Here is a 24025-nt window from a genome sequence, read left to right as displayed (position 1 = left end):
GCCTTCGTTTCTATGTTTATACGCTTTTGCTTTCGAGCTCGACTGGTGCTTCTTCTTGGTATCCTTCTTTCCCATGTTTAGGTAGGACGATGGTGAAGAATAGACCGACTGCGAAAATGCAGGAAGATACTAGTATGAATAGTCCTTCGATCGTCAATGACTTCTGGAAGGTGACCATGATCACCCCTAGTGTAATAGATTGTGAGAGCATCATAATCGGATTAATCCAGCCTTGTACACGCCCCATCATTTTTGGATCAACAATCCTTGGAAGCCAGCCGCCGATCGCAATATTTAAGATTGGTAGGCTTAATCCAATTGCAACATTGAGGGCAAGAAACATAAAGACAGTGGTAGCAAATCCTGTTACACCAATAAATATCGCTGATAAGAATAAACCAATAATAAGCATTTGATATAATTTGATTTTCTTAGCAATGATTGATGCAAGAATACTCCCTATCATGACAGAACTTCCGAAGACAATCCCCATATAGATGAGGACCTGCTCATATGTTTCTGGAGCAATTTTGTATTTTAATATGTAGGTAGGCATGACAGATAGGCCACCGTTAACAATTCCAAAGACGAAAAATCCAATGATTAAATAGACTAATATTTTTTTATTAAGAATATACTTGAGGCCTTCTTTAAAGTCACCAAAAATTGAGCTAACCGTAATGTCTCTCCAATGGATTTTCCCATTTGGAAGTCGAATTTCTTCACTCATCTTACATGCAAGGATTAATAGTCCACTAAGCAAGTAAGTCACGCTATCAAAGATTATTGCTCCTTGAATCCCAAAGTTCCAATAAATGAAAATCCCAATGGCATTTCCAAATAACATGAATAGACTGCTTGTCATTTGGTTTAATCCAGCTGCAACTGTGTATTCATCCTTCGTTAAAATCCCTTGAATGATTGAGCTTTGAGCAGGATGGAAAAATTTCGACACCGCGCTACGAAGAAACAGTAGCAAAAAGATCAGTGGCATCCAATCAATATAAATAGCCGCTATCAGACCTACCGATAGGAGGACACAAATGAAATCACTATACGCCGCAACCTTCTGCCTGTCCATCCGATCAGCAAATACACCTACAAGAAAAAAGACAAATAAAGTGGGTAATGAATACATGAGTTCAGCCATGGTAGCATAAAAGGGTTGGTCTGAGAAACGATTTAATAGATATAGCATAAACGCGGATATTCCAATAATGCTCCCCATTTGGGATGTGAACGAAGAAAAAAACAGTAAAGTGTAATTGCGATTTTTAAAGATCGTCATAATGTCCTTCATTTCTAGTCTCCTACTCTTTTCAACTGATTAAAGAATGCCTGCGTTTTATGTATGAATTATTACTTCAATCACAATATTATAATTTTACTCTATTTTCAGATTATTGCACGCGTTTTATGACCATTTAAATTACATTTCCGACTTTTATACTAAGGTTTCTACTAATTACGACATCTTTCGGCAATATGCATGTGAGGATTTGAACGACAAAAAACGCCTAACTTCTTTGTTAGACGTTTCCTGATATGCTACATAGATTAAATGTTGATACTTGTCACGAGCTAGCCCTTAAACTTCCGGACCATTCGACGTGAATATAAAAATCCTGCAGTTAATGATAGTAAATCGAGTACATTAATAATCGACGTATGTGTATAGCCCTTATAAATTGACGCAACTAATAGCGCAATCGTCAAGCCTGTTCCAACATAGTGATTGTACGTTACTCTTGTAAATAAAATAACCAATAAACACGGTAGTATTAGTGCTAAGATGATCTTGGTCAGCATCTAATACCTCCTCTCACCTTACCCTTACGCAGGACAAGTTACGTCCCACTTACGGTGCCAGGCACCGCTTATGGAGGTAGTTTTTTCTTTATACACTCTTATAATCGTTTGTTTCTAGTAGGTCAATTAGTTCAATGTCTTTATTTTTGTCAGTGAAGTAGCGTAGCGTGAATTCATTTTCAAATAGGACTGCGTAACGGTCATAGCGATCACGTACAAGTAAGCTACGTGAATCGAATAAACGGCTGTCTACGTCCTTGTTGCCAATCCATCTTGGAATTCGGCTTCCAATTGATGTAAATTCAACTGAAACATTGTATTCAGCTTGTAGACGGTATTCGAATACTTCGAATTGTAGTTGACCGACTGCACCAAGGATGACTTCATCATTAGACTCCTGTCTAAATAATTGAATTGCCCCCTCTTGTACCAGCTGTTCAATTCCTTTACGGAAGGACTTGGATTTCATGACGTTCTTCACACGTACTTTACGGAACATTTCTGGTGGGAAGACCGGTAGCTCCTGATAAGAGATGGATTCCTTTCCTGCCGTTAACGTGTCACCGATTTGGTATACATTTGGATCATAAATACCAATGATATCTCCCGGATATGCTTCATCAACCGTCTCACGACTTGCAGCCATAAACTGCTGTGTTTGATTCAATTTGATTGATTTGTTCGTACGACTGACATTAACACTCATTCCACGCTCAAATTTACCAGAACACACACGTAAAAAGGCGATTCGGTCACGGTGAGCTGGATTCATATTTGCTTGGATTTTGAAGATATAGCCTGAAAACTCCTCATGCTCTGGTGGAATTAATCCCTGATTTGTTTTACGAGGCTTTGGCTGTGAAGCAAATTGTAGGAACGTATCAAAGAAGGTACGGATTCCAAAGTTCGCAAGTGCACTCCCGAAGAATACAGGCGTTAATTCGCCATTAATGACTCTCTCTGGGTCAAATTCATTTCCCGCTTCATCAAGTAGCATCAACTCATCTTGGGTGCTTTCATAGATCGGATTATCAGTGATTTCCTGATGATTTCCTTTCTCGAGCTCTTCAAGAGGAATGATGTCTTCCTGCTCATCTCCTCTAAAATGAACAAACTGATCTTGGTAGCGATCAATGATACCAAGAAATCTTTTGCCCATTCCAACCGGCCAATTCATTGGGTATGATTCAATTCCTAATACCTCTTCAATTTCAGATAAAAGTTCTAGTGGGTCTTTTCCTTCACGATCTAATTTATTGATAAACGTGAAAATAGGAATACCTCTCATACGACAAACTTTAAATAGTTTGATCGTTTGTGGCTCTACCCCTTTTGTTGAATCGATAATCATGACAACACTATCAACCGCAGTTAATGTACGGTAAGTGTCTTCACTGAAGTCTTCATGTCCAGGAGTATCTAGAATATTTACGTAAAATTGATGATATGGGAAACTCATTACACTGGATGTAACAGAAATTCCACGTTGTTTTTCGATTTCCATCCAATCTGAAGCCGCATATTTCCCTGACTTCTTCCCTTTAACTGTTCCTGCTTCTCTAATAATATTCCCGAACAACAAGAGCTTTTCTGTCATTGTCGTTTTCCCAGCATCGGGATGGGAGATAATTGCAAATGTACGTCTTTTATGCGCTTCCTCAATATAACTCATATATTCTGATTTCCTCACTCTCTATCTACAAAAAATGAAACCATATGTCTTTTAAATAGGTGATTTATGCACTTTTTACTTTTATATACCGAAAGAAATATATCATATTCAACCCAATTCTACAATGTGAAGCTTTATCCATCATGATACATAGGTCCTTAAAAAAGATACATATTCCTGAAATGTTCCGAGCAAATTCATCTCAAATTGACATTTCTGCTCGTCCTTTATACTATTTTCGAATAATTTTTCATATATTAATTAAAAGTATAATAACGAACAGGTATTTTTCACACTGCGATGTCCTCCATTCGTTCCTCAATTTATGTTACCACCGATAGGATACCGATATTAGTCAACTGAAGTCGAATCATTCTTCTCACAAAAGAATTTTCCTACTGAAAAAAATAAGGGGGGATTGCTTCTGGCGCTTAAGGTTGTTTGCTCCAAATGTAAAGGTTTTGGGAAAATCCCATTGCTTTGGTTCCGTCGGAATTGTAGTAGCTGTGGGGGAACTGGAAAGCAGGATGGTTTTTCAGCCAATCGTCTTCTTAACCGTTAGTCGTGGTGGACGGGATGAGCACTTCTCGTCCCTGGCTCACATACGTCCTGCGCATTCAACGGTTTCATGAAGACTTTTTGCATCTTGCTCTTAAGCTGAATTTTATGAGATTTTTCAAATAAGGGAAGGATTTTCGGCTATTTGCTGAATCGAGTTCATTTCAGGGAAAATAAGGGACCATTTTTCCGTTACCCTGTCCACCCCCCCTCATTTCCACTTTTTTTGAGTAAATAAGCGGAAATTCTTCCTCTATTTAAGCCGTTATTAATGATCATTTTCAAATAAGGGAAAATTATCCCGTTATTGGTTGAATCAATCTCTTTCCAAAAGGGTATTTCTTCCGATTAACCCTTCCAAACTCCCTCTATAGTTATTTCACAAACCAAACCTTCGTAATGCAGTCATCATTTGTTTCATACATCGCAATCGCTTCTACCTCTACACCATTGGCACGACCTGTTACATATTCATGGTCAATCACAATATTCCCTTTTACCAATCTTGCCTTCAGCTCAGCATGCTGGTTTGGGTTATTTTGAAATAGCGTTTGATACCTTTCACGAAACGCTTCCTTCCCTGACAGAGTAACTTCATTTGATGGAAAATCCATCACGATAATATCCTCACTGTATTGGGCAACAAATTCTTCGATATTCTGAGCATTATACGCATCAAGCTGTTTTTGAGCTAATTCAGCAGCACGACTCATCTTACATTCCTCCTTTGATTCTTACAGTTCTGATAATACCTGTATTTCTGTATATCCTTATTCGATCGCTAGACTTAATGCCGTTTCGTTATGATAGCTAGAAATAGTAGGTTCTGCACCTTGTTCACTTCAAAAAAAGAGAGGAGCCTCCCTCTCTTCAAAATTCTCATGCATGAGCAACCTGAACATCCTTTAATAATGGCAAACTAATTTCCACTGTTGTACCAATACCTACTTCACTATCTATCTTCATTGTTCCTTGATGACTCTCAATAATACTCTGACAAACCATCATACCTAGACCTGTTCCTTTTTCCTTTGTTGTGAAGAATGGTTGTCCAATTTTTCTTAATATGTCTGCAGGAATCCCTGCACCTTGATCGATGAAGGAGACCGAAATTTGTTTCCCCTCATTCTTTACCTTGATAGTCAATTGACCACCATCTGGCATAGCTTCTATCGCATTTTTTAATATATTCACAAACACTTGCTTTATTTTATTCTCGACTCCTAATGTGAAATATGAGAAGTCATCTGTTTTTTCATGTAAGATTGTGACCCCATGCAAATTCGCCTCAGCCTTCATAAGAACAACAATGGTATCCAAAAGCTGATCAACATTCACTTCAATAAATTCTATGTTATTTGGTTTCGCCAATAATAACAGTTCACTTACAATCGTATTAATCCGATCGATTTCTTCAATCATTATCGGTACATACTCATTGTCTGCATTCCCTGTGAATTTAAGAAGTTGGGTGAATCCGCGTAGACTTGTCAATGGATTTCTGATTTCATGGGCTATCCCAGCAGCTAACTCCCCGACTACAGTTAGCTTCTCAGATTCCTTTAGAAATTCTCTACTATGTTTTAACTCTGTAATATCTTTTATCACTATATGTAATGAAGGGATTCCCCCGTACATGAAAGGAATACAATTGATTTGTCCAAAGACGATTTCTCCATCTAAGCGAACAAATCTGGCTTCCACATTATGCATTCGTTGCTCATGCATACCCATATCTAATGTTTCACGGACTCGCTCATAATCGTCCTTATGGATCCAATATTCTAACGAGCTTTTCGTAGAATCTAGTTGGTCAACTCCTAAAAGCTTCAAGCCCGTTTGATTAATAAACATCCACTTTTTTGAAGGAATCTGTTTGATAATAATCGCATCAGGCGAACCTTCTACAAGGTGTCGATACTTTTCTTCACTCTCATAGAGCTGCTGCCACAAATCCTTCTGCAAAGAAATATCCTGCGCAACTCCATATACACCAATCACCTTGCCATCAATAATAATCGGAATCGCAGTCGCCTGAATACTGATGATATGGCCATCTTTATGTACAACCTGTAATTCATCATGGTGAGGAGATCCTTTAAGGGAAATTCCAAAAATGTTTTGAGCTTTCCCATGATCCTTTTCGTTAATTACTTTTATGTAATTCATTCCTAGTAATTCTTCTCTGCTTCGGCCTGATAGATTCACACAGCCTTCATTCACTGACACAAATCGCCCCTCTAAATCTACCGAAAACACAGCATCAGGGTGATTTTCAAATAAAGATTTATAGCGTTCTTCACTCTCTTTGATGAGCTGGACCATTTGTTGCTTTTCCTTTACCTCTTTTTCTAGTTCCTTATGGCTTGCACTCAATTCCTCTGTCCGCTTTTCAACTAACTCTTCTAATTGATCTAGCTGCAGCTTCCGTTCGGTAATATCTCGAATTGAGCATACATATACCAACCCTTGATCAACTTCTGCTGAGCAAATTTGAAAGTCAACCGGGAAGGAGGTTGAATCACTTCGTTCGCCTGTTGACTCTATCAATTTAGCTTGTTGTACCTCCTCTAAGCTCTCTGTACGAAAGTAGGGAAGGATTGTGGACAGATGCTCATGTACAAGCTTATTTTCCGGATAACCAAACATTTCTGTGCCAGCAGGATTGACTGTTAATATTTGTCCAGCCTTATCTAACGTAATTAACGTATCAATGGACGCATCAGTGATGGCTCTCGCTAAGGCTTCGCTACGTTGTAGCTTATGATGCGCTCGCTTAAGCTGTTTTGAATGCTCAAGGATGAGGTTATTTTGTTGTTTGATTTGCTGCTGACTTAAATAGATATTTACAAATCCTTCGACTTTACTCTTTAACACAAGTGGCGGAAAAGGCTTAAAGACATAATCGATTGCTCCGACAGAATAGCCATTCATCACATGCTCCTGTGTCTGACTCAGAGCTGTAATAAAGATGATAGGAATATCCTTAGACTTTTCACGTGCACGAATTAATCTAGCCGTTTCAAAGCCATCGATCCCAGGCATTTGGACATCTAAAAGAATGACAGCAAAACTCTCTTTAAGAACCCACTTAAGGGCCTCTTCCCCTGAAGTCGCCAAAATGAGGTTATAATTACTAGATTCTAGAACAGCTTGTAATGCTAATAGATTTTCTTTTCGATCATCAACCATTAGAATATTTACCGTTTGATTTTGCATATCTACCTCGCCCTTAGTCAATTATTTTTTCTGTATAGTTTCTCGGACTTATCTATAATTGTATATAGAGGATCAAACTTGGTATAAGAAAGTGATTCACGATTGCCTAATCCTAAAAAACCAGACGGCACTAAGCTTTCATAAATAAGCTGATGGACCCGTTCTTGTAAATCACGATCAAAGTAAATCATCACATTCCTACAAATGATTACATGAAACTCGTTAAATGAACTATCTGTGACTAAATTATGCTGTGCAAATGTGATCGCATGCGTAATTTCATCTTTTAGACAAACATCATATAAATCTGCTGTATAATACTCTGAGAATTCCCGTGTACCACCTGAGGCCATGTAGTTACTTGTATAGGACTTCATCTGATGAATGGGAATCCGCCCACTTTTAGCTTTTTCTAAAATCTTGTCATTCATATCTGTCGCATAAATTCGCGACTTATCAAGCAGTCCCTCTTCATGGAGAAGAATCGCCATTGAAAACGCCTCTTCTCCACTTGAACACCCAGCATGCCAGATTCGAATGGAAGGGAGTTCTTTCAATAGCGGAACAATATTTGACCGAAACGATTTAAAAAATCTTGGGTCTCGAAACATTTCAGTTACATTGATGGAAAAGTCACCAAGGAGCTTTTCCATCATCACTGGGTCATGCAACACTTGATTTAATAATTGAGTGACCGTCTCTAGTTTTTCAAGCTTGATTCGATGCCAAATTCTTCTCCTTATAGAGGATAGATTATAATTTCGATAATCGAATCCGTAATATTGGTAGATCCCGTTCAATAATAACTCGATTTCTACCTTTTCAAGGTCACTACAATTCTCATTATCTAGTTTTTCCAATCCATGGTCATTTAAGTCATTCATTTTTTTCACCTATTTGTGTAACCAGACCTTCAACAATGACAATAGCTGTTCAAGATTGACTGGTTTGCTAATATAATCTGATGCCCCTGCATCAATACATTTCTGGCGATCATATTTCATCGCCTTTGCCGTAAGTGCAATAATTGGAATCGATTGAAACATCTCCATATGGCGGATATGCTGCATTGCTTCATAGCCATCCATCTCTGGCATCATAATATCCATTAGAATAATATCAACGTCCGGATGCTCTGGTAACATTGTGATGGCTTCCTTCCCATTCTCAGAGAAGATGACATTCATCCCATTCAATTCCAATGCACTAGTTAAAGCAAAAATATTTCTCATATCGTCATCAACGACTAAAACCTTCTTCCCAACTAAACCATCTTCAATAATTGGAGGCTGTGGTTGTTCCACCTGAAGTTGTGACGTCTCTAATGTGATCGCAACCTCGGTTTCAGAATCATCGTCCTTTTGTTCCATCATTTCCTGCGCATTGATAGGTAGGAAGAATGTGAAGGTACTTCCTACTCCTTCAGTGCTTTCTAAAGAAATTGATCCACCAAGAAGTTCAGCTAATTCCTTTGATATTGATAATCCTAATCCAGTTCCACCAAACTTACGACTTGTTGTTCCATCCGCTTGTCGGAACGCTTCAAAAATCAGCTCTTGCTTATCCTTTGGTATCCCTAAACCGGTATCTGTCACAGAGAAGGCAAGATATTCCTCTTGCCTTAGGCTATCCTTAGATAGCATGCTAGTTTTTGCAATCTCAAGCATGACTTTCCCTTCTTCAGTGAACTTAAAGGCATTGGATAATAAATTCTTCAGAATTTGGCTAATGCGCTGTTCATCTGTATAGATAATTGCAGGAATATCATCTGCTACCTTAATTTCAAATTCAATTCCCTTCGTCCTTGAAATCGGTAAGAATTGTCGCTCTGCCACAGAGAGGATATCGTCAAGAACGACCTCTGATTGAACCATATCCACTTTGCCAGATTCAATTTTTGATAAGTCTAAGATATCGTTTATCAATCGGAGTAAATCATTTCCTGATGTGAAAATGGTTGAAGCATACTCCACCTGTTTTTCACTTAAATTCCCACTCTTATTTTCATAGAGCATTTGCGCTAAGATAATTAAACTATTTAATGGTGTACGAAGCTCATGAGACATATTCGCAAGAAATTCAGATTTATATCTTGAGCCTAGTAGAACCTCTTTGTTTTTCTCCTCTAAATCTAGTTTATATTTCTCTAGTTCTTTTGTTTTTTGCTCTGAATTGCGGTATTGTGCTTCAAGCTCGTCATTCATCGTACGTAGCTCTTCCTGCTGCATTTGTAATTCCTCTGATTGTGTTTGAAGCTCTTCATTTAATGTTTGTGACTCTTCCAGCAATTTCTTCACTTGGATTAGTTTTTCAATTCGGTTAATAATGACACCTAATTGATGAGAAGCTTCGATAATTAAATCGCGCTCCACTTCAGAAAACGTGTTGATTGTGGCTAGCTCAATCACTGCAAGCACCTCGTCTTCTAAAGCACTTGGTACAATCATGATGGTTGAAGGCTTTGTATCGCCTAGACCTGATGAAATTTTTACATAATCATCAGGGATATCTTGCAAAATCATGGCCTCTTTATCAGCCGCAGCTTGTCCGACAAGGCCTTGTCCTATTCGAATGACGTCATTATTCTGATTTAATGTGTCGCTATAAGCATAAGCAGCTAATTTAGTGAAATAATCACCTTGTGGATCATGATTCCTAATATAGATAACCCCATGTTTAGCTTGAACAATTTTTGAAAGCTCATTGATGTATTGTTGTCCTAAGACTTCAATTTCAGTGATACCCTGTGTCAAATTGGAAAGCTCGGTTGTCTTTGTCTTAAGCCAATGCTGCTCCTCTATGTCTTCTAAGTATTCTCGTTCAGTTCGCTCATGCTCCTCTAGTGCAGAGGCCATTTCGTTATAGACGGTGGCAATTTCTCCGATTTCATCCTTCGTAATGATATCAACCCGCGGAAACTCTTCTGCTTGATAGTCGATGCTGCTCATCACATTTTTCACTCGATTTAATCTAGCTGCGATTCCACGTACAACTAAGATCATAATAGCTATACCAAGAATAATTCCAATAATTGATGCGATCACAACTGATTTAACACCATTATTATATTGGTTAGCTGTTGCTTCCGACGTTTCTTCCATAATCTGTTCTTGGATGAAAATTAGTTCATCTAAAACAACAAATATATCCTCCCGCTTTGATTGTGCTTCGAGAATCCTCATGTCGAGGTGATTTGTCAGCTCAGGGTCATTTACTAAGAAGCGGTCCACAATGGTTTTATAGTTAATAAGCTCCTTCTGCAATTCCGTGAAGACCTCGACTGCCCGCTCTATTTGCAACATTTGTTCTAAGTCATTCACTTCACGAATGACCATTTCGTATGATTGATTTATTTGGGCAATATTTTCTGCATTAGGTGATACCTGATCATTGAGCGTGATTTGATCAATCTCACGTCCAATCACACCTACTTCGGTTCGGATATGGTTTAATAGTTTTATTTTTTCATAACGGTCTTCGACGATGTGATCTAATTGTCGTTGTTGCGTAGATAATAGACTTAGTGCAACTGAAAGCACGATCAGCATCACAACCATGACAACCCCAAAACCAATATTTAGTCTGGTTTTAAAATTCATGACGTATTAATCACCTCTTAAATTATTAGTTTTTGTTATATGTAATACTCAGGTGAATTATATGAATGTTTCGACTACTAGTCGCATATATTGGTTGTTTATCAGTTCATTTTGCAATAATATACATCCACCTGCACACACTATACAGTTTAGCATTTTCAACATCATTATAGTAAGGAAATGCCTAAAAAAGCCCAAATTTCATGGAGAAATTTGGGCTTTCATAGCAATAAATGAGGATTATTTAGTTAATGTGTCTGTTAATACTGGCACAATTTGTTTTTTACGAGAAACAACGCCTTTTAGAATCGCGCGATTGTTCACTAATTTCACATCGTATGCTTTCTCAACAGCTGCTGATTGACTTCCGAGCGCAATCGCAACCGAATCATTATTTAAGATGTCAGTAACAACAAGTAGGAATAAGTCTAAGGACTTCTCAGTAATGACCTCAGTTAATGCCTGCTCTACTTCTGCTTGACGAGAAAGAACATCGTTCACATCAACCGCATTTACTTGTGCGATTTCAACCTTATGGTCGCCCATTTGGAATTCCTTCGCATCAATGCTGATTAATTGAGCAACAGTCTTATCACTTAAGTCCGCGCCAGCCTTTAACATTTCTAAACCATAGCTTTCTGCATCCACACCAGCAATTTCAGCTAGTTCACGAGCAGCTGCTACATCTTCCTCTGTGCATGTTGGAGATTTAAATAAAAGGGAATCAGAAATAATCGCTGAAAGCATAAGACCTGCAATCTCTTTCTTAACCGCAATTCCTTTTTCTTTGAAAATCTTTAGTAAAATCGTTGCTGTACAGCCAACTGGTTCAGCACGATAGTATAAAGGATCACTTGTTTCAAAATTAGCAATACGGTGATGATCGATAACTTCTAATACACGAACTTGGTCAATATCTGTAGCACTTTGCTGGCGTTCATTATGATCAACTAGGATAACACTCTTTGCTTCAGTTGCAACCGTCTCAACAAGTCGGGGTACCTCTGCACCAAAGTGAGTTAGCGCATAGCTTGTTTCACCATTAATTTCTCCTAAACGAACTGGCTCCACATTTAATCCAAGCTCTTTCTTCAAGTCAGCATATGCGATTGCTGAACAAATCGTATCCGTATCAGGATTTTTATGTCCAAAAACAAGAATCTTCTCCATAATTCCGCTCCCTTAATGTTCAATTTAATTGAATTCTCAACCCATAGTATTCGTATAGGGAATGAATCCATACCACCCATTATTCTACCATAAACTCACAACAGGAAAAAAGCCAAAAAGGACGAAAACCCCTCTTGGCTAAAATTTTGTTGCCTTCTTGAAAATTTAGTTACTACAAACTAGAGAGAATATGGGTAGAAGCCACCTTATTAATCTAAAGCAACTTCATCCTTAATAAAGCTCTTCAAAAACTCCATATCCTGCTTCACATGGTCATTGCCAATCAAGTTTTCAATATCAATAAGAATCACCAATCGATTCTCAAGTGTTGCAACACCTTTTACAAACGTTTGCTGATCCACTGTAAATGAAGGCTGCTGGATACTTTCACTAGAGATTTCTAACACCTCATTGGCCTCATCCACAACAATTCCCATCGATTTATCCTGAGCATCAATCAAAATAATTCTTGTTTGATCCGTATTCTCCGTCGCACTACTTGAAAGAAGGATACGTAAATCAAACAAAGGCAACACCTTTCCGCGAATATTCGTTACCCCAATCAACGCAGGGCTCGTATTTGGAATGGCTGTCACTTCCTGCATACGCTCTATCGATTGTACCTGATGAATATCTATTGCATATTCTTCCTTGGCAATTTTAAAAATAATCATTCTTGAATTCATTGTACTCATTCCGGGTCACCATCCATTTTCATCTTCGTTTCAGTCATTTATATCAACATGATTTCATGCATCTTTCCTTTGATTATATCATTATCTATATCGACAAAGAATACGAGTTTTTTTAGAGATTATTACTAAAATAGACAAAAAATGACGAAGTCGGTAGTTAAAGTACTCATTCTAAAAGGCAGTTTTCTCAAAGTTTGTTGTTGTTTTGAGATGAAAAATTGAGAATGAGATTTCTAGCAGCCTGAATACACGGGGGACTCCCGTGGGATGTGTGTGTCCCCACAGGACGCGGAGTGTATTCAGGCTGCAGGTATTACAAGCAACAATCTATACGAAAACAACCTTCTAAAAATAATTTCTCACAAATCGTAATCTTTACTATTTACAAAGCATAAATATTTATGTAAAGTATAAATCGTAACGATTTCGCTTTGAACCATATTACTGTACATAGGTACTAGTAGTCATATCTAATAAGATCATTTATTTTTTTACCCGGTTCCCTTACGCACTAATCTATAAAACTATGAACAAGGAGATGTTTTTGTAATGAAATTAAAAGCTATATTATTTGTATTCATTCTTGCCTTATCTACATTTCTTGCTGGCTGTTCTAATGGTACTTCTGGAGACGCAGAAGCAGAAGAAAGTAACAAGAAAGATACACTCACTGTATACACTACAATTTTTCCACTTGAGAATTTTGCAAGTTTAATAGGTGGAGATAAAGTTGAAGTAAAAAGCGTTTATCCACCAAATATTGATGCTCACACCTATGAGCCTACAGTCAAAACAATGGTAGACATCGCAAGTGCCGATCTATTTATTTACACAGGGGCTGGAATCGAGGGCTTTGCTGATAAAGCAGAAGAAACATTAAAGAATGAACAAGTGAAAATCGTGAAAGCTGCCGAAGGTGTAGAATTGTTAACAGGTACACATGACCATAATCACGAGCATATTGAAGGTGAAGATGAGCATGACCATGAGCACGAGCATGCTGAAGGTGAAGATGAGCATGACCATGAGCACGAGCATGCTGAAGGTGAAGATGAGCATGACCATGAGCACGAACACGCTGAAGGTGAAGAAGAACATAACCATGATCACGAACACGCTGAAGGTGAAGAAGAACATAACCATGAGCACGAGCATGCTGAAGGTGAAGAAGAACATAGCCATGAGCACGAAGACGGCGAAGAGCACCACCACCACGGGGATTATGATCCTCACGTCTGGCTTGATCCGATCAGATCAATTGAACTAGCTGAAAATATTAAGAATGCATTCATTGAAATCTCACCTGATGATAAAGACTTCTTTGAAGCTAATTTCAATGATTTGAAAGAAAGACTAGAAGCATTAGATCAAACATTCTCAGACACAGTCAATCAAGCATCATCAAAAGAAATCCTAGTATCCCATGCTGCATATGGCTATTGGGTAGACCGATATGGAATCGAGCAAATTTCGATATCAGGGCTCTCTACTACACAGGAGCCTTCTCAACAGCAGTTAACGAATATTATTGAACTATCAAAAGAACATCAGATTAAATACCTCATTTTTGATCAAAATGTTTCATCAAAAGTTGCGGAAGTAATCCGAGTTGAACTTGGTGCAGAACCACTGACTCTGCACAACTTAGAATCTGTATCTGAGGAAGATATTGAAGCCAATCAAGATTACTTTACACTCATGGAGAAAAACATCGAGACATTACGTACGGCATTGAATGGAAAATAGTAAAAAGACTGTTTTCGGATAAATTGTTGCTTATAAAGCCGCAGCCTGAATACACTCCGCGTCCTGCTGGGTGACCGGTGAGCCTCCTCGTCGCCGGGGTCTCACTTTGGCCACATATCCTGCGGGAGTCTCCGTGTATTCAGCCTGCTATATATCTCATTTCAATTTATAAATGTCAAAAACACCACAAAAAAAGATTGCCATCTTTCTATCTAAAGAGATAGATAGTGGCAATCTTTTTTATTGTCACCAAAAGAACATCCCAATCATTTTTGCGAAATCTTATAATCTATTTGTAAAAAAGGAAGACCAAATATTCTCATCTTATGATGTGCCAAGAGATACCCGGCCTTCTCCTCTGTAATTAAGAATCTCTCAGATAAAGGTAGCTTAACAACTGCTTCTCCTACTGCTAAATAAATACCCGCGTCACTATCACCTTCACTAGAAAGAATCAACTTCTCATGACTTGTATCAAGCTGTAAGATACCCATCATTGTAGAATAAGGCAGTGGAAGCGCGATATTCATATATGTCCTACCTTCTGTTTCATGCTGGGAATAAATCGCTACAAATACGGTCTGACCATTCACCTTTCGAACCCAGGCTCTGGGGTTCCTTCTGCCATCCTGCATCTGATCAACCGTACGAATGTCACAAGTCATTTCCGTCCACTTACGTGAAATTGGCAAATTCAATTGCTGAATATGTGAACTGATCAATTTGTAGATTAGGGCTAACGGTTTAAACCAAGTTGCCCATTTAACTGCAGCAAATAGTTGATACTGATCTGTATGCTCATAAAAGTGAACAATCGTTTTTGGTAAACCCTTTATATCCACAAAATCGTTAAGATTATCCACTAATCCAGGATGATGTGTACCAGATCCCTTTAATTTACCTCGTATTTTACTCACGGGAAAATCCCAGATAGCCTGCTTTGTTTTAGGTGGATGAATCATCCAGCCAAGTACACCAATCATTCCAAAAATAAGGCAATTAAATACACCATGGAACATCAACATAAAGTCGATCGTCACCCCCATTACTCCAAAGGCACTATTGGTTGCATAGAGTAATGAAAAAAGGATGGTGACACCGAGCGAGCAAAATGAAAGTCGTACCAGCACTCCCTGCAACTTCGTATAAAAATGCGTTTTACAAACAAGTACAATAACCGTATAAATGGAAATGATGTATAAGATCACTGACAAAAATTCAAGGAGTGGCCAAAATGTGATTCCAATCGCAACAAGCATTGGCGCTGACAGAATCATAGGAACCACGAGACGATATCCTGCAGAATGGTGAATACGTCCCAAAAAACCAACAAAAATAGGTAATAAAAACGCAGAGTAATGAAAATGAATCGCTGTTAACCATGTAATAAGAGGACTAAAACCAGTATCGATTCCAGCGCTATATGCAAAGAACCAGCCTCCTCCCATCAATAAATACATCATTCCTACGTCAATTGAAATTTCCGCCCAATTTGTAAACCCACGTTTTAAAAAACGCTTTAAGCCATGGAAAGCCACAAACAAAGTGAACATAAGATAAATAAGTGCAAGAATTACCTGCCAAGTACTAGAAGGAATTACATGTAACAAAAAAACAGAGAGCATCATAATCCAATAAAAAATGACCTGCTCCCGCTTTACTCCAATTAGCAGCTGAAGAATGATGGGCACGAAAATCAGCTGTGCAGCAGTTAACATGAGCAAATAGGGTTCATCTATTATAAGACTACTCGCGATAAACAAAAAGATCCCCACAAGCGTAATAGGACTAAACAGATGTTTCTTTAAATTCACCTTCATACGTCATCAACCTTCCTACGATACGGTTTCGAATATCCACTCGAATCGTAAATACCTCACGACCTTCGTCATACCCTTCCTCCACAGTCACGACCCCTTCTAACAAACGAGGAATGGGAATCTCCCATTTACCGATCAACATTCTCTGCATACCAGAGCCGATTGTCATCCCTCCTCCGGCTGTCACTGTAAATGCTAAATCAGAGTAAAATAAGCTCGGCTCTCCTAAATAATCCTTTACAACCTTCCGCTCCTCATCAATGGTCATGAACGCATTAAAATGACGTGTCACCTTATCAAAATAAAACGAACGCTCCCAATAAATCTCCGCTTCACCGGTTGGTAATGCACGACAGCTATTTTTAATCGTAAAAGGAATATCAGCCCCACTTTCAGGAAAAAGAAATTTCCATCTAGTGGCTAACTTGAATAATGGCATCAACAGAGCGGGACCAGATTCAATTTGTGTCATCGTTCCTTCTCCAAGAAAAGATTCGCCAATTGGAAGCGTATAACGCTCTTGCAACTTCGGATGCAACCGATAAAAACCTTCCCCTAATAGCTCCTGATAAATGGTCACACTGACTCCCCCTTCCTCGATCGCTTACAGCTTGCCGCCGTTGGTACATCAGCCGCTAATATGTATCCAATGATAGAAAGTACCCACAGACTAGCATTAAAGGTAATCGGATTAAAAGGATGCACTGCGATTGTAGGACTAGCAATCAGCGCCATAACCGTTAATATCGGGAAAACGATCATTTGGATAGCAAATAAGTGTCTCTTTTTACGATAAAACAACCATACAAAACCAAATAACATTTCAAGCACACCAATGATTCCCACCGTTATCAAAGCCAGAGACTCGTCTAAAGAAGTAAGATTTGAAAGCATAGCTACTTCGTCAGAATGCTTAGCCATGAGCTTTGGAACCAATCCCTGATAAAACCAAATAAGAAAAAAGAAGACCGATAGTAAACTAGTCATAAAGAACCGTACATACTGTGCTCGAGGTGATTCTCCTATTTCTATCCAGCGTTTCAGCACATCAAAGCTTAGCGCTGTGGCCCACCCCATCATCGGACGAAAAAAGAAGTCAAGGATTCGTCCAATGAACCCATAACGTACTTGATAATCATATTGAGTAAGAAAAATGATTTCATCTCCTTTAGGGATGTATCTCCAATATCCCTTACCTTCACGAATAGGGGAGATTTTTTGATCAGTACCAAAATGAAGAGAGGACGTTTTAGAACCATCTTTTTTATTTGCTGTACCGACACTCTTCCCCCAACCAGCTACCTTAACCCCAAAGCCTATTTTCGTTTCATATAAAAAAGACTGTGGCTCATCCTCTGATTTTTTCGGTAAATACTCAATCGATGAAAATCGCAAATCCCATTGCTCATGCAATTTGGGCTCTTGAGTCCGGCTCCACACTTCATCGATTGATGACTTAATTGGTAGTTCCACATAAATAGGTTTATTTTTCATAAGAAAGCACCTCCTATAATAAAAATGAGAGACCCTAAACAAGGTCTCTCTTCATACTAATTGGCATTTACACCGCTTCATTACTCCAGTCCTTCTCTTCAGGAACAAAGAGGATGCCTAATTCATGGTGCTGACCTTCATATAGTGCGGCTTGGGCAAAGTTAATTTCACCATTTAAGCCTTTTACCTCAAGCTTACAAAACGCACTGTTTTTCTGGATGCTTTGATAAAAGTCTTTTTCGTTGCTCACTTTTAGCCCATTAACCTTTGTGATCACTTCTCCGATTTGCAAGCCCATTTTTGCAGCTGGTGAGTGAGGGATGATCCCAAGAATGAAGATCCCGTCATTTTGCTTTGAATATAGAAATGGCTTTGTGTCGTCCATGATTTTATATTGGAAATTAATGACTTCTCTAGCGATCATCGCAAAAGCCACTGCCATGATGGCCACTACAGGATACCACACGCTTGCGACCGATACGGCTGTTAAAAAGACACCTAGCGCAATCGTTCGTTTTCCAATAAAATGAGCGCCCTCTTTTGGTAGCATTCCTTTATAGCTTTGAGAATAACCCACTCCAAATGGAACGAGGAAGAACGAATACGCTTCTCCACCCATCGTGAAGACTGGCCACCACTCGAAGAATACCGCAATGCCTTCTCCAGGTATAAGTAAGAAAAGCGGAACCAGCCAGAGCTTGTCTGACACATGGGACCCGACCTTAAGTCCCCGCTTACTATTAATTAAACGTGGTGAGGTTCCGACATGTCCTTTTTTTACAATCAAGATCCCTTCAACAATTAGCAATAAACTAACAAGCATTGATACAGCTGGTAGGCTCGTTTCTTGTAAATCGGTGAATATTTGTCCGATCCACCCTGATTGCCCCTCTATTTGCGATAATAAGATCATCCCAAAGAAGGATAAGCCAATGACATATGATGGGATGAGAAATCGGACTCTACCTATAGCTCCTAGTAAAATGGTGAAAACAGCAATGAGCACAATGCTACCGAATGGAATCGCAAGCCCCGCGCCTACCATCATCACTGAAAAAATAAGACTCAGGACTAATCCACCTGTCAGTAAACTCTTAAACTCGTGAAAGATATCATAGATTCTTCCATGAAAATCAAAGCGTTCCCGCTTAATTCTTATGTATCCCATTAGAAGGGACATAAACATAAAATAATACAGTAATGGATGAAGGAAAAAACGTCCAATCCCTTTTACTATTTCAACTAGCCACTCAATAACCAAGCTACTCACCACCCTATCCTCGAAAACACATGTAAACGATTCTATTCTATTAATCTTTATTTTACCAAAACTATGAACAAATGACTAATTAGATTTTTTTGGAAATTAATAAATGAGGTCTATTTATGTAGTCCGCAGTCTGAATACACTCCGCGTCCTTTGGGGTGTCTGGTGAGCCTCCTCGTCGCTTGTGCTCCTGTGGGGTCTCACTTTGGCCACGCATCCCGCAGGAGTCTACGTGTATTCAGACTGCTTAGTAATTAAAAAACCTGTCACCTCGTTCCCAATGTAGGAGTGAAGTGACAGGCTTTGGTTATTTATTGAAATAAAATCTTAATCGCTGTTTTTAATTGCAGGTCATTATTCTCATCACGGATATGATTTAGGATTTCACTTTCGATTTTAGCTGCTGTTTCAGCGTCGATTTTTCCAGTTGCCTGTAAGTCGTTAGCTTCTTGGAATGCTTTGACCGCTGTTTCAGTTTCGGCGCTAAAGTAGCCATCTTCTCTACCCGGTTCAAATCCTAAACCTTTCAACATGAGCTGTGCATTTTTTACTTTCTCATTATTCATATCAACAACAAGCTCTTCTTCGACTTGGATTGGATTACTATAGAAATAATCAGGCTGTTTCGCCGGAATGGTTGGCTCGACGCCTTTTTCATGAATCCAATTTCCATCAGGAGTTAACCACTTGTACATCGTTAGTTTAATATTACTTCCATCCTGCATTGGTACCGCTTGTTGAACTGTTCCCTTACCGAATGAGGTATCACCAACAATCTCATACCCACCAGCTTCCTTCAAAGCACCAGCAAGAATTTCTGACGCAGAAGCACTTCCTTCATTGATAAGTACTGTAATTGGATAATCCTTCTTTTGCTCAAGATTTGAGAAGAAGCGTTGTTTATTGCCATCTCGTTGTTCAATCTGAACATATGGTTTTTCCTTCGTGACGAGTTCCTTCAGAATCTGTTCGACGCTATCCAATAATCCCCCTGGATTTCCACGTACATCTAGGATCAGCCCGTCAATTCCACCTTGTTCTAATTCATCAAGCTGAGTTTTGAAATCTGCAGCTGTATTTTCTGCAAAAGAGGTGATTTCAATATACCCTACTTTTTTACCATCATATTCTTTCACTGAAGAATATACGGTTTCAATTGGTATTTCATCTCGAACGACATCAATATTCATGACATTATTTACACCTGGTCGCATAACATCCAATTTAACCGTCGTTCCTTTTTCACCACGAATCTTCAGAACGGCTTCATATAAATCAAGACCCTCTATTGATTCTCCATCTATCTTTATAATCTGATCATTTGGCTTTAATCCCGCTTTTTCTGCAGGTGAATCTTTAAATGGGGCCACAATTGTCACTTTTCCTTCAACCATGCTCACCTCTGCACCGATTCCTTCAAAGCTTGAATCAAGTGATTCGGTAAATTGTGTCGCTGTGTCTTTATCCATATAGACAGAGTAAGGATCGCCAAGCGTATCCATCATACCTTTAATGGCACCCTCGATCAGTTGCTCATCTTCCACTTCTTCCACATATCGCCCTTGGATAAGTTCATAGGCGTTCTGAATTTTGTCAAAATGTTCAATCGAGCTTTCATCCGTTATATTTGTGTTCCCATTAGGTATAAGGCCACTATCACTAGTTTGTTGATCATTGTCTAGGAACTGCATCCCCAAGAATGTCCCTGATGCTCCTAATAATAAGGATAATGCCATGTATAGTGCTACTAACTTTCGACTCAATCTATTCAGCCTCCTCATCTATTGCCCACTCATGTCCACCACAGACACTTTGTAATGAAAAGGCACCACACAGCATTGTGCGATGCCTCTGATATAACTATATGAATTGCTTGTACCGATTATGTAAAAAAACTATTTATTCTTTCATTATAGAATATCCTTCATTAATGTAAAGGAAATATCTTTCTCTCATCTTACCATATTCAACTAACATATGCAGTAGATTAGCAATGGACTGAGGCGACACCAAATGACATTCTTCTTAAATTGCACAGCAATTTTTGATTAATTTTGTTAAAACATGTCATATCCTTAGGACTATAGTTTCAACTTTTCGATAATATTTGATTTTTCAGAAATCTGGTGTTAATATAAAATTAACATAGAATGCTACTGAAATTAATACTCTCTAGTTAAGATGGATGTAAGAGTAAATGTCAACAACTTAGAACAGCTTACTTACAAGGTACCAATGTTCATCGTCAAAGTCTAAAAATTCGCGTACGAATACGGAGGCAAAAAAGATGAAAAAAGGAACAAAGGTTATTTATAATGACAAGACATTTCAAATTTTCCATGTGTATGAAAGTGGCTATTGTGAATTAAAAGAGATTTCAACTTACGTTAACGTGATTTTAGTCCATGAAAAAGAGCTAGTACTATCATAAAATAAGGTTAATCAACCTTTAAATAGTAATAGAACTATATTTTTATTTTTTCTTTCATAGCAATTTCCTTTTACATCAAGCGATATGCTTCTTTTTTTTGCCTAAAAAGAAGCTGTCCGACATCACAGCTTGACGGGACAACTCCTTTCATACTCTACAACATTAACTTCCCACAAACATTTGAACCCATGCACTATGATAGAACCCTACCCCAATTGAGTCATATTCAGGCTTCAAAATATTTGCTCGATGCCCTGGTGAATTCATCCACGCATTCATGACCTCTTGAGGTGTTTTTTGACCCTTGGCAATATTCTCTCCTGCCGTACGATAGCTAACTCCAAACGTCTTTAACATTTGGAATGGCGATCCATAATTCGGACTCGTATGCGAGAAGTAATTCGAATTAATCATGTCTTGAGCTTTTTTATAAGCAACATTTTTGATATCAGCTCGGTGAGTTAATGGCTTTAACCCTGCTTTTGCACGTTCTTGGTTAACCAGCTGTACCACTTGCTCCTCAAATGAGCTTGGCGATGTGGCCGTTGGCTTCAGACGGATAATCTCGCCTACATGCATGTTCGTTGGTACAACGTTTGGATTCAATTCCATTAAACGTCGATAATCCAATCCGTAGCGCTGAGCTATGTACCAAAATGTATCCCCTTGGGACACCTTATAGAACTCAAATGGTGGTTCTTTAAATGTCTTAATTTGCGCATATGGCTGGGATACAACAGGTAAGGCAAACATGATTGCCAACGTAAGAACTAAGATCTTCCTCATCTCTCTAACCTCCCTTCCATGAATTTCAACTACTCCCTTAGTTTGACTTTAACATTGAATTCCATGCATAGAAAAAGGCAAATCCAAAGATTTAGGATTTGCCTTTCGTGCTTATTTAAAAGTTTATATAGTTTCGTGGATCGACTGAATTTGATTTTGAAGCATTCCATGGTCCAACATGCAATTCAAAGTGTAGATGCTTACCAAATGATTGTCCAGTGTTCCCCATATAGCCAACCATTGCACCTTTACCAACATATTGCCCTTCACCAACTGAACGGCTTTCTAAATGGGCATAAACAGTCGTGTAGACTTTGCCATCAATATTATGTGTGATAAACACAACATTTCCGTAACTTGCTGAATAATAAGAACGGAAGACAACCCCATCTGCTGCTGCCACAACTGGTACATTTGGAGCTGCATTGGCAATATCAATACCGGCATGAAGTGTACCCCATCTACCGCCATAATTAGACGAAACTCGACCTGTTGTTGGTCTCATAAAGTTACCACTTGTTACAGCAGGTGCTGGAGTTGTTGAAACATTAGAACCCGAATTTGATCCAGATGTATTTCCAGATTCTTGCTGACGTTTGCGTTCTTCTTCTTGACGCTTACGTTCTGCTTCGATTTCTTTTTGCTTACGATTCCACTCTTCAATCGCTTGTTGAATCGCTCGTTCTTGCGCCGCTAAAAGGCCAGCTTCATCCTCTAATGTAGCAAGATCATCATGCATATGTTCTTCTTCTGTTTTTAACTTAGACATGATTTCATTCTTTTCACTGATTTGGGAATTAAGCTGTTTTTTCATCCCCTCAAGCTGCTGTAGCTGCTCTTCAAGCTGAACAAGCTGATTGTTCACTTCTTTTTCTGTATCCTCTAACAGCTGCTTGTCCTCTTGATGAACTTTAATGATGTCACGATCAGCTTGCACAAAGGAAGAAACAGCACTTACGCGATTAACAAAATCACTAAAGCTTTGTGCACCTAGTAATACATCGATATAACTGATCATCCCACCATTTTCTTGAATGGAACGCATGCGATCCTGGAGCAAGGCATCACGCTTTTCAATGCGCTCCTTTACAACCTCAATTTCTTCTTTTAAACGCTCAATTTCTTCCTTTGTTTCTTTCGTTTGAGCTTCTTTTTCACGGATTTGACCACTTGTTTCAGCAACCGCTAAATCGAGTCGTTTAATATCCTGATTAACCGCCTCTTGCTCCTGCTTGATTTTGTCTAACTCACTTTTCTTCGTTTCAATATCAGATTCAATACCTGACTTTTTATTTTCTATGTCATTCTTTTGATTTTCAAGAGATCGATTTGTTTCTTGTGCGAAAACCGTTGGAATGGTAGGAGTGATTGTACTCCCTGCTGTTACGATGATACCTAGGCTTAGAATGAGAAATCTCCGTTTCAAGTTGTTCCTGTCTCCCTTCTATCTTTACTTCTGTGTGTAAGATGCTTGTCCCCTATGAATCCGTAGGTTTTCTCCTTGGATACGTTTCGTAAGTATGTATTCAAGGAATCTAGCTATCTATTAAATATAAAACTATTTTCTTATAGATTGTTGCTAAGAATCCCGCAGACTGAATACACTCCGCGTCCTGTGGGGTGTCTGGTGAGCCTCCTCGTCGCTAAAGCTGAGGCCACTGAAAAAGTCCTCATAAAAGAGAAACTTAGGTTTTTATTCCTATCTTTCTCTTTTTTAATTTATAATTGATTTAATAAATAGTAGGTGGGTGTCGTCATG

18 protein-coding genes are annotated in these 24025 nt (G+C 38.7%); 2 read left to right on the top strand and 16 right to left on the bottom strand.

Annotated features, from left to right (window positions below; genetic code table 11):
* Positions 1 to 16: 16 nt before the first annotated feature.
* The 9 genes from F7888_RS21355 to F7888_RS21315 form a co-directional block, all read right to left on the bottom strand.
* Positions 17 to 1300 carry an MFS transporter gene (locus tag F7888_RS21355; protein WP_191783261.1) on the bottom strand — a complete coding sequence of 428 codons (1284 nt, stop codon included), beginning with the start codon at positions 1298 to 1300 and terminating at the stop codon, positions 17 to 19.
* Positions 1301 to 1581: 281 nt separating this feature from the next.
* Positions 1582 to 1809, bottom strand: a complete 228-nt coding sequence (locus tag F7888_RS21350; protein WP_191783259.1) for a CsbA family protein — start codon at positions 1807 to 1809, stop codon at positions 1582 to 1584.
* Positions 1810 to 1897: 88 nt separating this feature from the next.
* A complete protein-coding gene (locus F7888_RS21345) occupies positions 1898 to 3481 on the bottom strand; it encodes a peptide chain release factor 3 (RefSeq protein WP_191783257.1) in 1584 nt (527 codons plus the stop codon).
* A 932-nt stretch (positions 3482 to 4413) separates the two neighbouring features.
* Positions 4414 to 4752 carry a nuclear transport factor 2 family protein gene (locus F7888_RS21340; RefSeq protein ID WP_191783255.1) on the bottom strand — a complete coding sequence of 113 codons (339 nt, stop codon included), beginning with the start codon at positions 4750 to 4752 and terminating at the stop codon, positions 4414 to 4416.
* Between the two features lie 166 nt (positions 4753 to 4918).
* A complete protein-coding gene (locus F7888_RS21335; RefSeq protein WP_191783253.1) occupies positions 4919 to 7258 on the bottom strand; it encodes a PAS domain S-box protein in 2340 nt (779 codons plus the stop codon).
* 17 nt (positions 7259 to 7275) lie between these two features.
* A complete protein-coding gene (locus F7888_RS21330) occupies positions 7276 to 8142 on the bottom strand; it encodes a CheR family methyltransferase (RefSeq protein ID WP_191783251.1) in 867 nt (288 codons plus the stop codon).
* Between the two features lie 9 nt (positions 8143 to 8151).
* Positions 8152 to 10857: an ATP-binding protein gene (locus F7888_RS21325; RefSeq protein WP_191783249.1), complete on the bottom strand. Its 2706-nt coding sequence runs from the start codon at positions 10855 to 10857 to the stop codon at positions 8152 to 8154.
* A 240-nt stretch (positions 10858 to 11097) separates the two neighbouring features.
* On the bottom strand, positions 11098 to 12027 hold the full coding sequence (locus F7888_RS21320) for a manganese-dependent inorganic pyrophosphatase (RefSeq protein ID WP_191783247.1): 930 nt from the start codon (positions 12025 to 12027) through the stop codon (positions 11098 to 11100).
* Positions 12028 to 12236: 209 nt separating this feature from the next.
* Entirely contained in the window at positions 12237 to 12722 is a 486-nt protein-coding gene (locus F7888_RS21315) for a chemotaxis protein CheW (RefSeq protein WP_191783245.1), read from the bottom strand.
* 549 nt (positions 12723 to 13271) lie between these two features.
* On the opposite strand from F7888_RS21315, the gene F7888_RS21310 reads away from it, so the two are divergent.
* A complete protein-coding gene (locus F7888_RS21310; RefSeq protein ID WP_191783243.1) occupies positions 13272 to 14468 on the top strand; it encodes a metal ABC transporter solute-binding protein, Zn/Mn family in 1197 nt (398 codons plus the stop codon).
* A 266-nt stretch (positions 14469 to 14734) separates the two neighbouring features.
* Here F7888_RS21310 and F7888_RS21305 read toward each other — a convergent pair whose 3' ends face one another.
* The 5 genes from F7888_RS21305 to F7888_RS21285 form a co-directional block, all read right to left on the bottom strand.
* Positions 14735 to 16288, bottom strand: coding sequence for a YndJ family protein (locus F7888_RS21305; RefSeq protein ID WP_191783241.1), 1554 nt, complete (start codon positions 16286 to 16288; stop codon positions 14735 to 14737).
* Positions 16257 to 16868, bottom strand: a complete 612-nt coding sequence (locus F7888_RS21300) for a DUF4166 domain-containing protein (RefSeq protein ID WP_191783239.1) — start codon at positions 16866 to 16868, stop codon at positions 16257 to 16259. Before F7888_RS21300 ends, F7888_RS21305 begins: the two co-directional genes overlap by 32 nt.
* Positions 16865 to 17782, bottom strand: coding sequence for a DoxX-like family protein (locus tag F7888_RS21295; protein WP_191783237.1), 918 nt, complete (start codon positions 17780 to 17782; stop codon positions 16865 to 16867). The genes F7888_RS21300 and F7888_RS21295 overlap by 4 nt, the downstream gene beginning before the upstream one ends.
* A 67-nt stretch (positions 17783 to 17849) precedes the next feature.
* Positions 17850 to 19052 (bottom strand): PDZ domain-containing protein, encoded by a 1203-nt coding sequence (locus tag F7888_RS21290; protein ID WP_318246344.1) that lies wholly within the window; start codon positions 19050 to 19052, stop codon positions 17850 to 17852.
* A 308-nt stretch (positions 19053 to 19360) separates the two neighbouring features.
* Entirely contained in the window at positions 19361 to 20812 is a 1452-nt protein-coding gene (locus F7888_RS21285; RefSeq protein WP_191783232.1) for a S41 family peptidase, read from the bottom strand.
* A 524-nt stretch (positions 20813 to 21336) separates the two neighbouring features.
* Between F7888_RS21285 and F7888_RS21280 the strand changes: the two genes are divergently transcribed.
* Positions 21337 to 21480, top strand: a complete 144-nt coding sequence (locus F7888_RS21280) for a hypothetical protein (RefSeq protein WP_191783230.1) — start codon at positions 21337 to 21339, stop codon at positions 21478 to 21480.
* A 162-nt stretch (positions 21481 to 21642) separates the two neighbouring features.
* On the opposite strand, the gene F7888_RS21275 is transcribed toward F7888_RS21280, so the two are convergent.
* Both F7888_RS21275 and F7888_RS21270 read right to left on the bottom strand, forming a co-directional pair.
* Positions 21643 to 22266: a CAP domain-containing protein gene (locus tag F7888_RS21275; protein ID WP_191783222.1), complete on the bottom strand. Its 624-nt coding sequence runs from the start codon at positions 22264 to 22266 to the stop codon at positions 21643 to 21645.
* Between the two features lie 115 nt (positions 22267 to 22381).
* Entirely contained in the window at positions 22382 to 23692 is a 1311-nt protein-coding gene (locus F7888_RS21270) for a murein hydrolase activator EnvC family protein (RefSeq protein WP_191783220.1), read from the bottom strand.
* Positions 23693 to 24025 lie beyond the last annotated feature (333 nt).

This window comes from Litchfieldia stipae (assembly GCF_014837155.1).
Lineage (GTDB): Bacteria > Bacillota > Bacilli > Bacillales > Bacillaceae_L > Litchfieldia.
The sequence above is the reverse complement of the archived record's forward strand: the minus strand, read 5'-3'. Positions and strand labels throughout refer to the sequence as shown.

Excerpts from the sequence above, each read along its gene's own strand:
- F7888_RS21355 (WP_191783261.1), bottom strand. The coding sequence starts at position 1,300 with ATGAAGGACATTATGACGATCTTTAAAAATCGCAATTACACTTTACTG.
- F7888_RS21350 (WP_191783259.1), bottom strand. The coding sequence starts at position 1,809 with ATGCTGACCAAGATCATCTTAGCACTAATACTACCGTGTTTATTGGTT.
- F7888_RS21345 (WP_191783257.1), bottom strand. The coding sequence starts at position 3,481 with ATGAGTTATATTGAGGAAGCGCATAAAAGACGTACATTTGCAATTATC.
- F7888_RS21340 (WP_191783255.1), bottom strand. The coding sequence starts at position 4,752 with ATGAGTCGTGCTGCTGAATTAGCTCAAAAACAGCTTGATGCGTATAAT.
- F7888_RS21335 (WP_191783253.1), bottom strand. The coding sequence starts at position 7,258 with ATGCAAAATCAAACGGTAAATATTCTAATGGTTGATGATCGAAAAGAA.
- F7888_RS21330 (WP_191783251.1), bottom strand. The coding sequence starts at position 8,142 with ATGAATGACTTAAATGACCATGGATTGGAAAAACTAGATAATGAGAAT.
- F7888_RS21325 (WP_191783249.1), bottom strand. The coding sequence starts at position 10,857 with ATGAATTTTAAAACCAGACTAAATATTGGTTTTGGGGTTGTCATGGTT.
- F7888_RS21320 (WP_191783247.1), bottom strand. The coding sequence starts at position 12,027 with ATGGAGAAGATTCTTGTTTTTGGACATAAAAATCCTGATACGGATACG.
- F7888_RS21315 (WP_191783245.1), bottom strand. The coding sequence starts at position 12,722 with ATGAGTACAATGAATTCAAGAATGATTATTTTTAAAATTGCCAAGGAA.
- F7888_RS21310 (WP_191783243.1), top strand. The coding sequence starts at position 13,272 with ATGAAATTAAAAGCTATATTATTTGTATTCATTCTTGCCTTATCTACA.
- F7888_RS21305 (WP_191783241.1), bottom strand. The coding sequence starts at position 16,288 with ATGAAGGTGAATTTAAAGAAACATCTGTTTAGTCCTATTACGCTTGTG.
- F7888_RS21295 (WP_191783237.1), bottom strand. The coding sequence starts at position 17,782 with ATGAAAAATAAACCTATTTATGTGGAACTACCAATTAAGTCATCAATC.
- F7888_RS21280 (WP_191783230.1), top strand. The coding sequence starts at position 21,337 with ATGAAAAAAGGAACAAAGGTTATTTATAATGACAAGACATTTCAAATT.
- F7888_RS21275 (WP_191783222.1), bottom strand. The coding sequence starts at position 22,266 with ATGAGGAAGATCTTAGTTCTTACGTTGGCAATCATGTTTGCCTTACCT.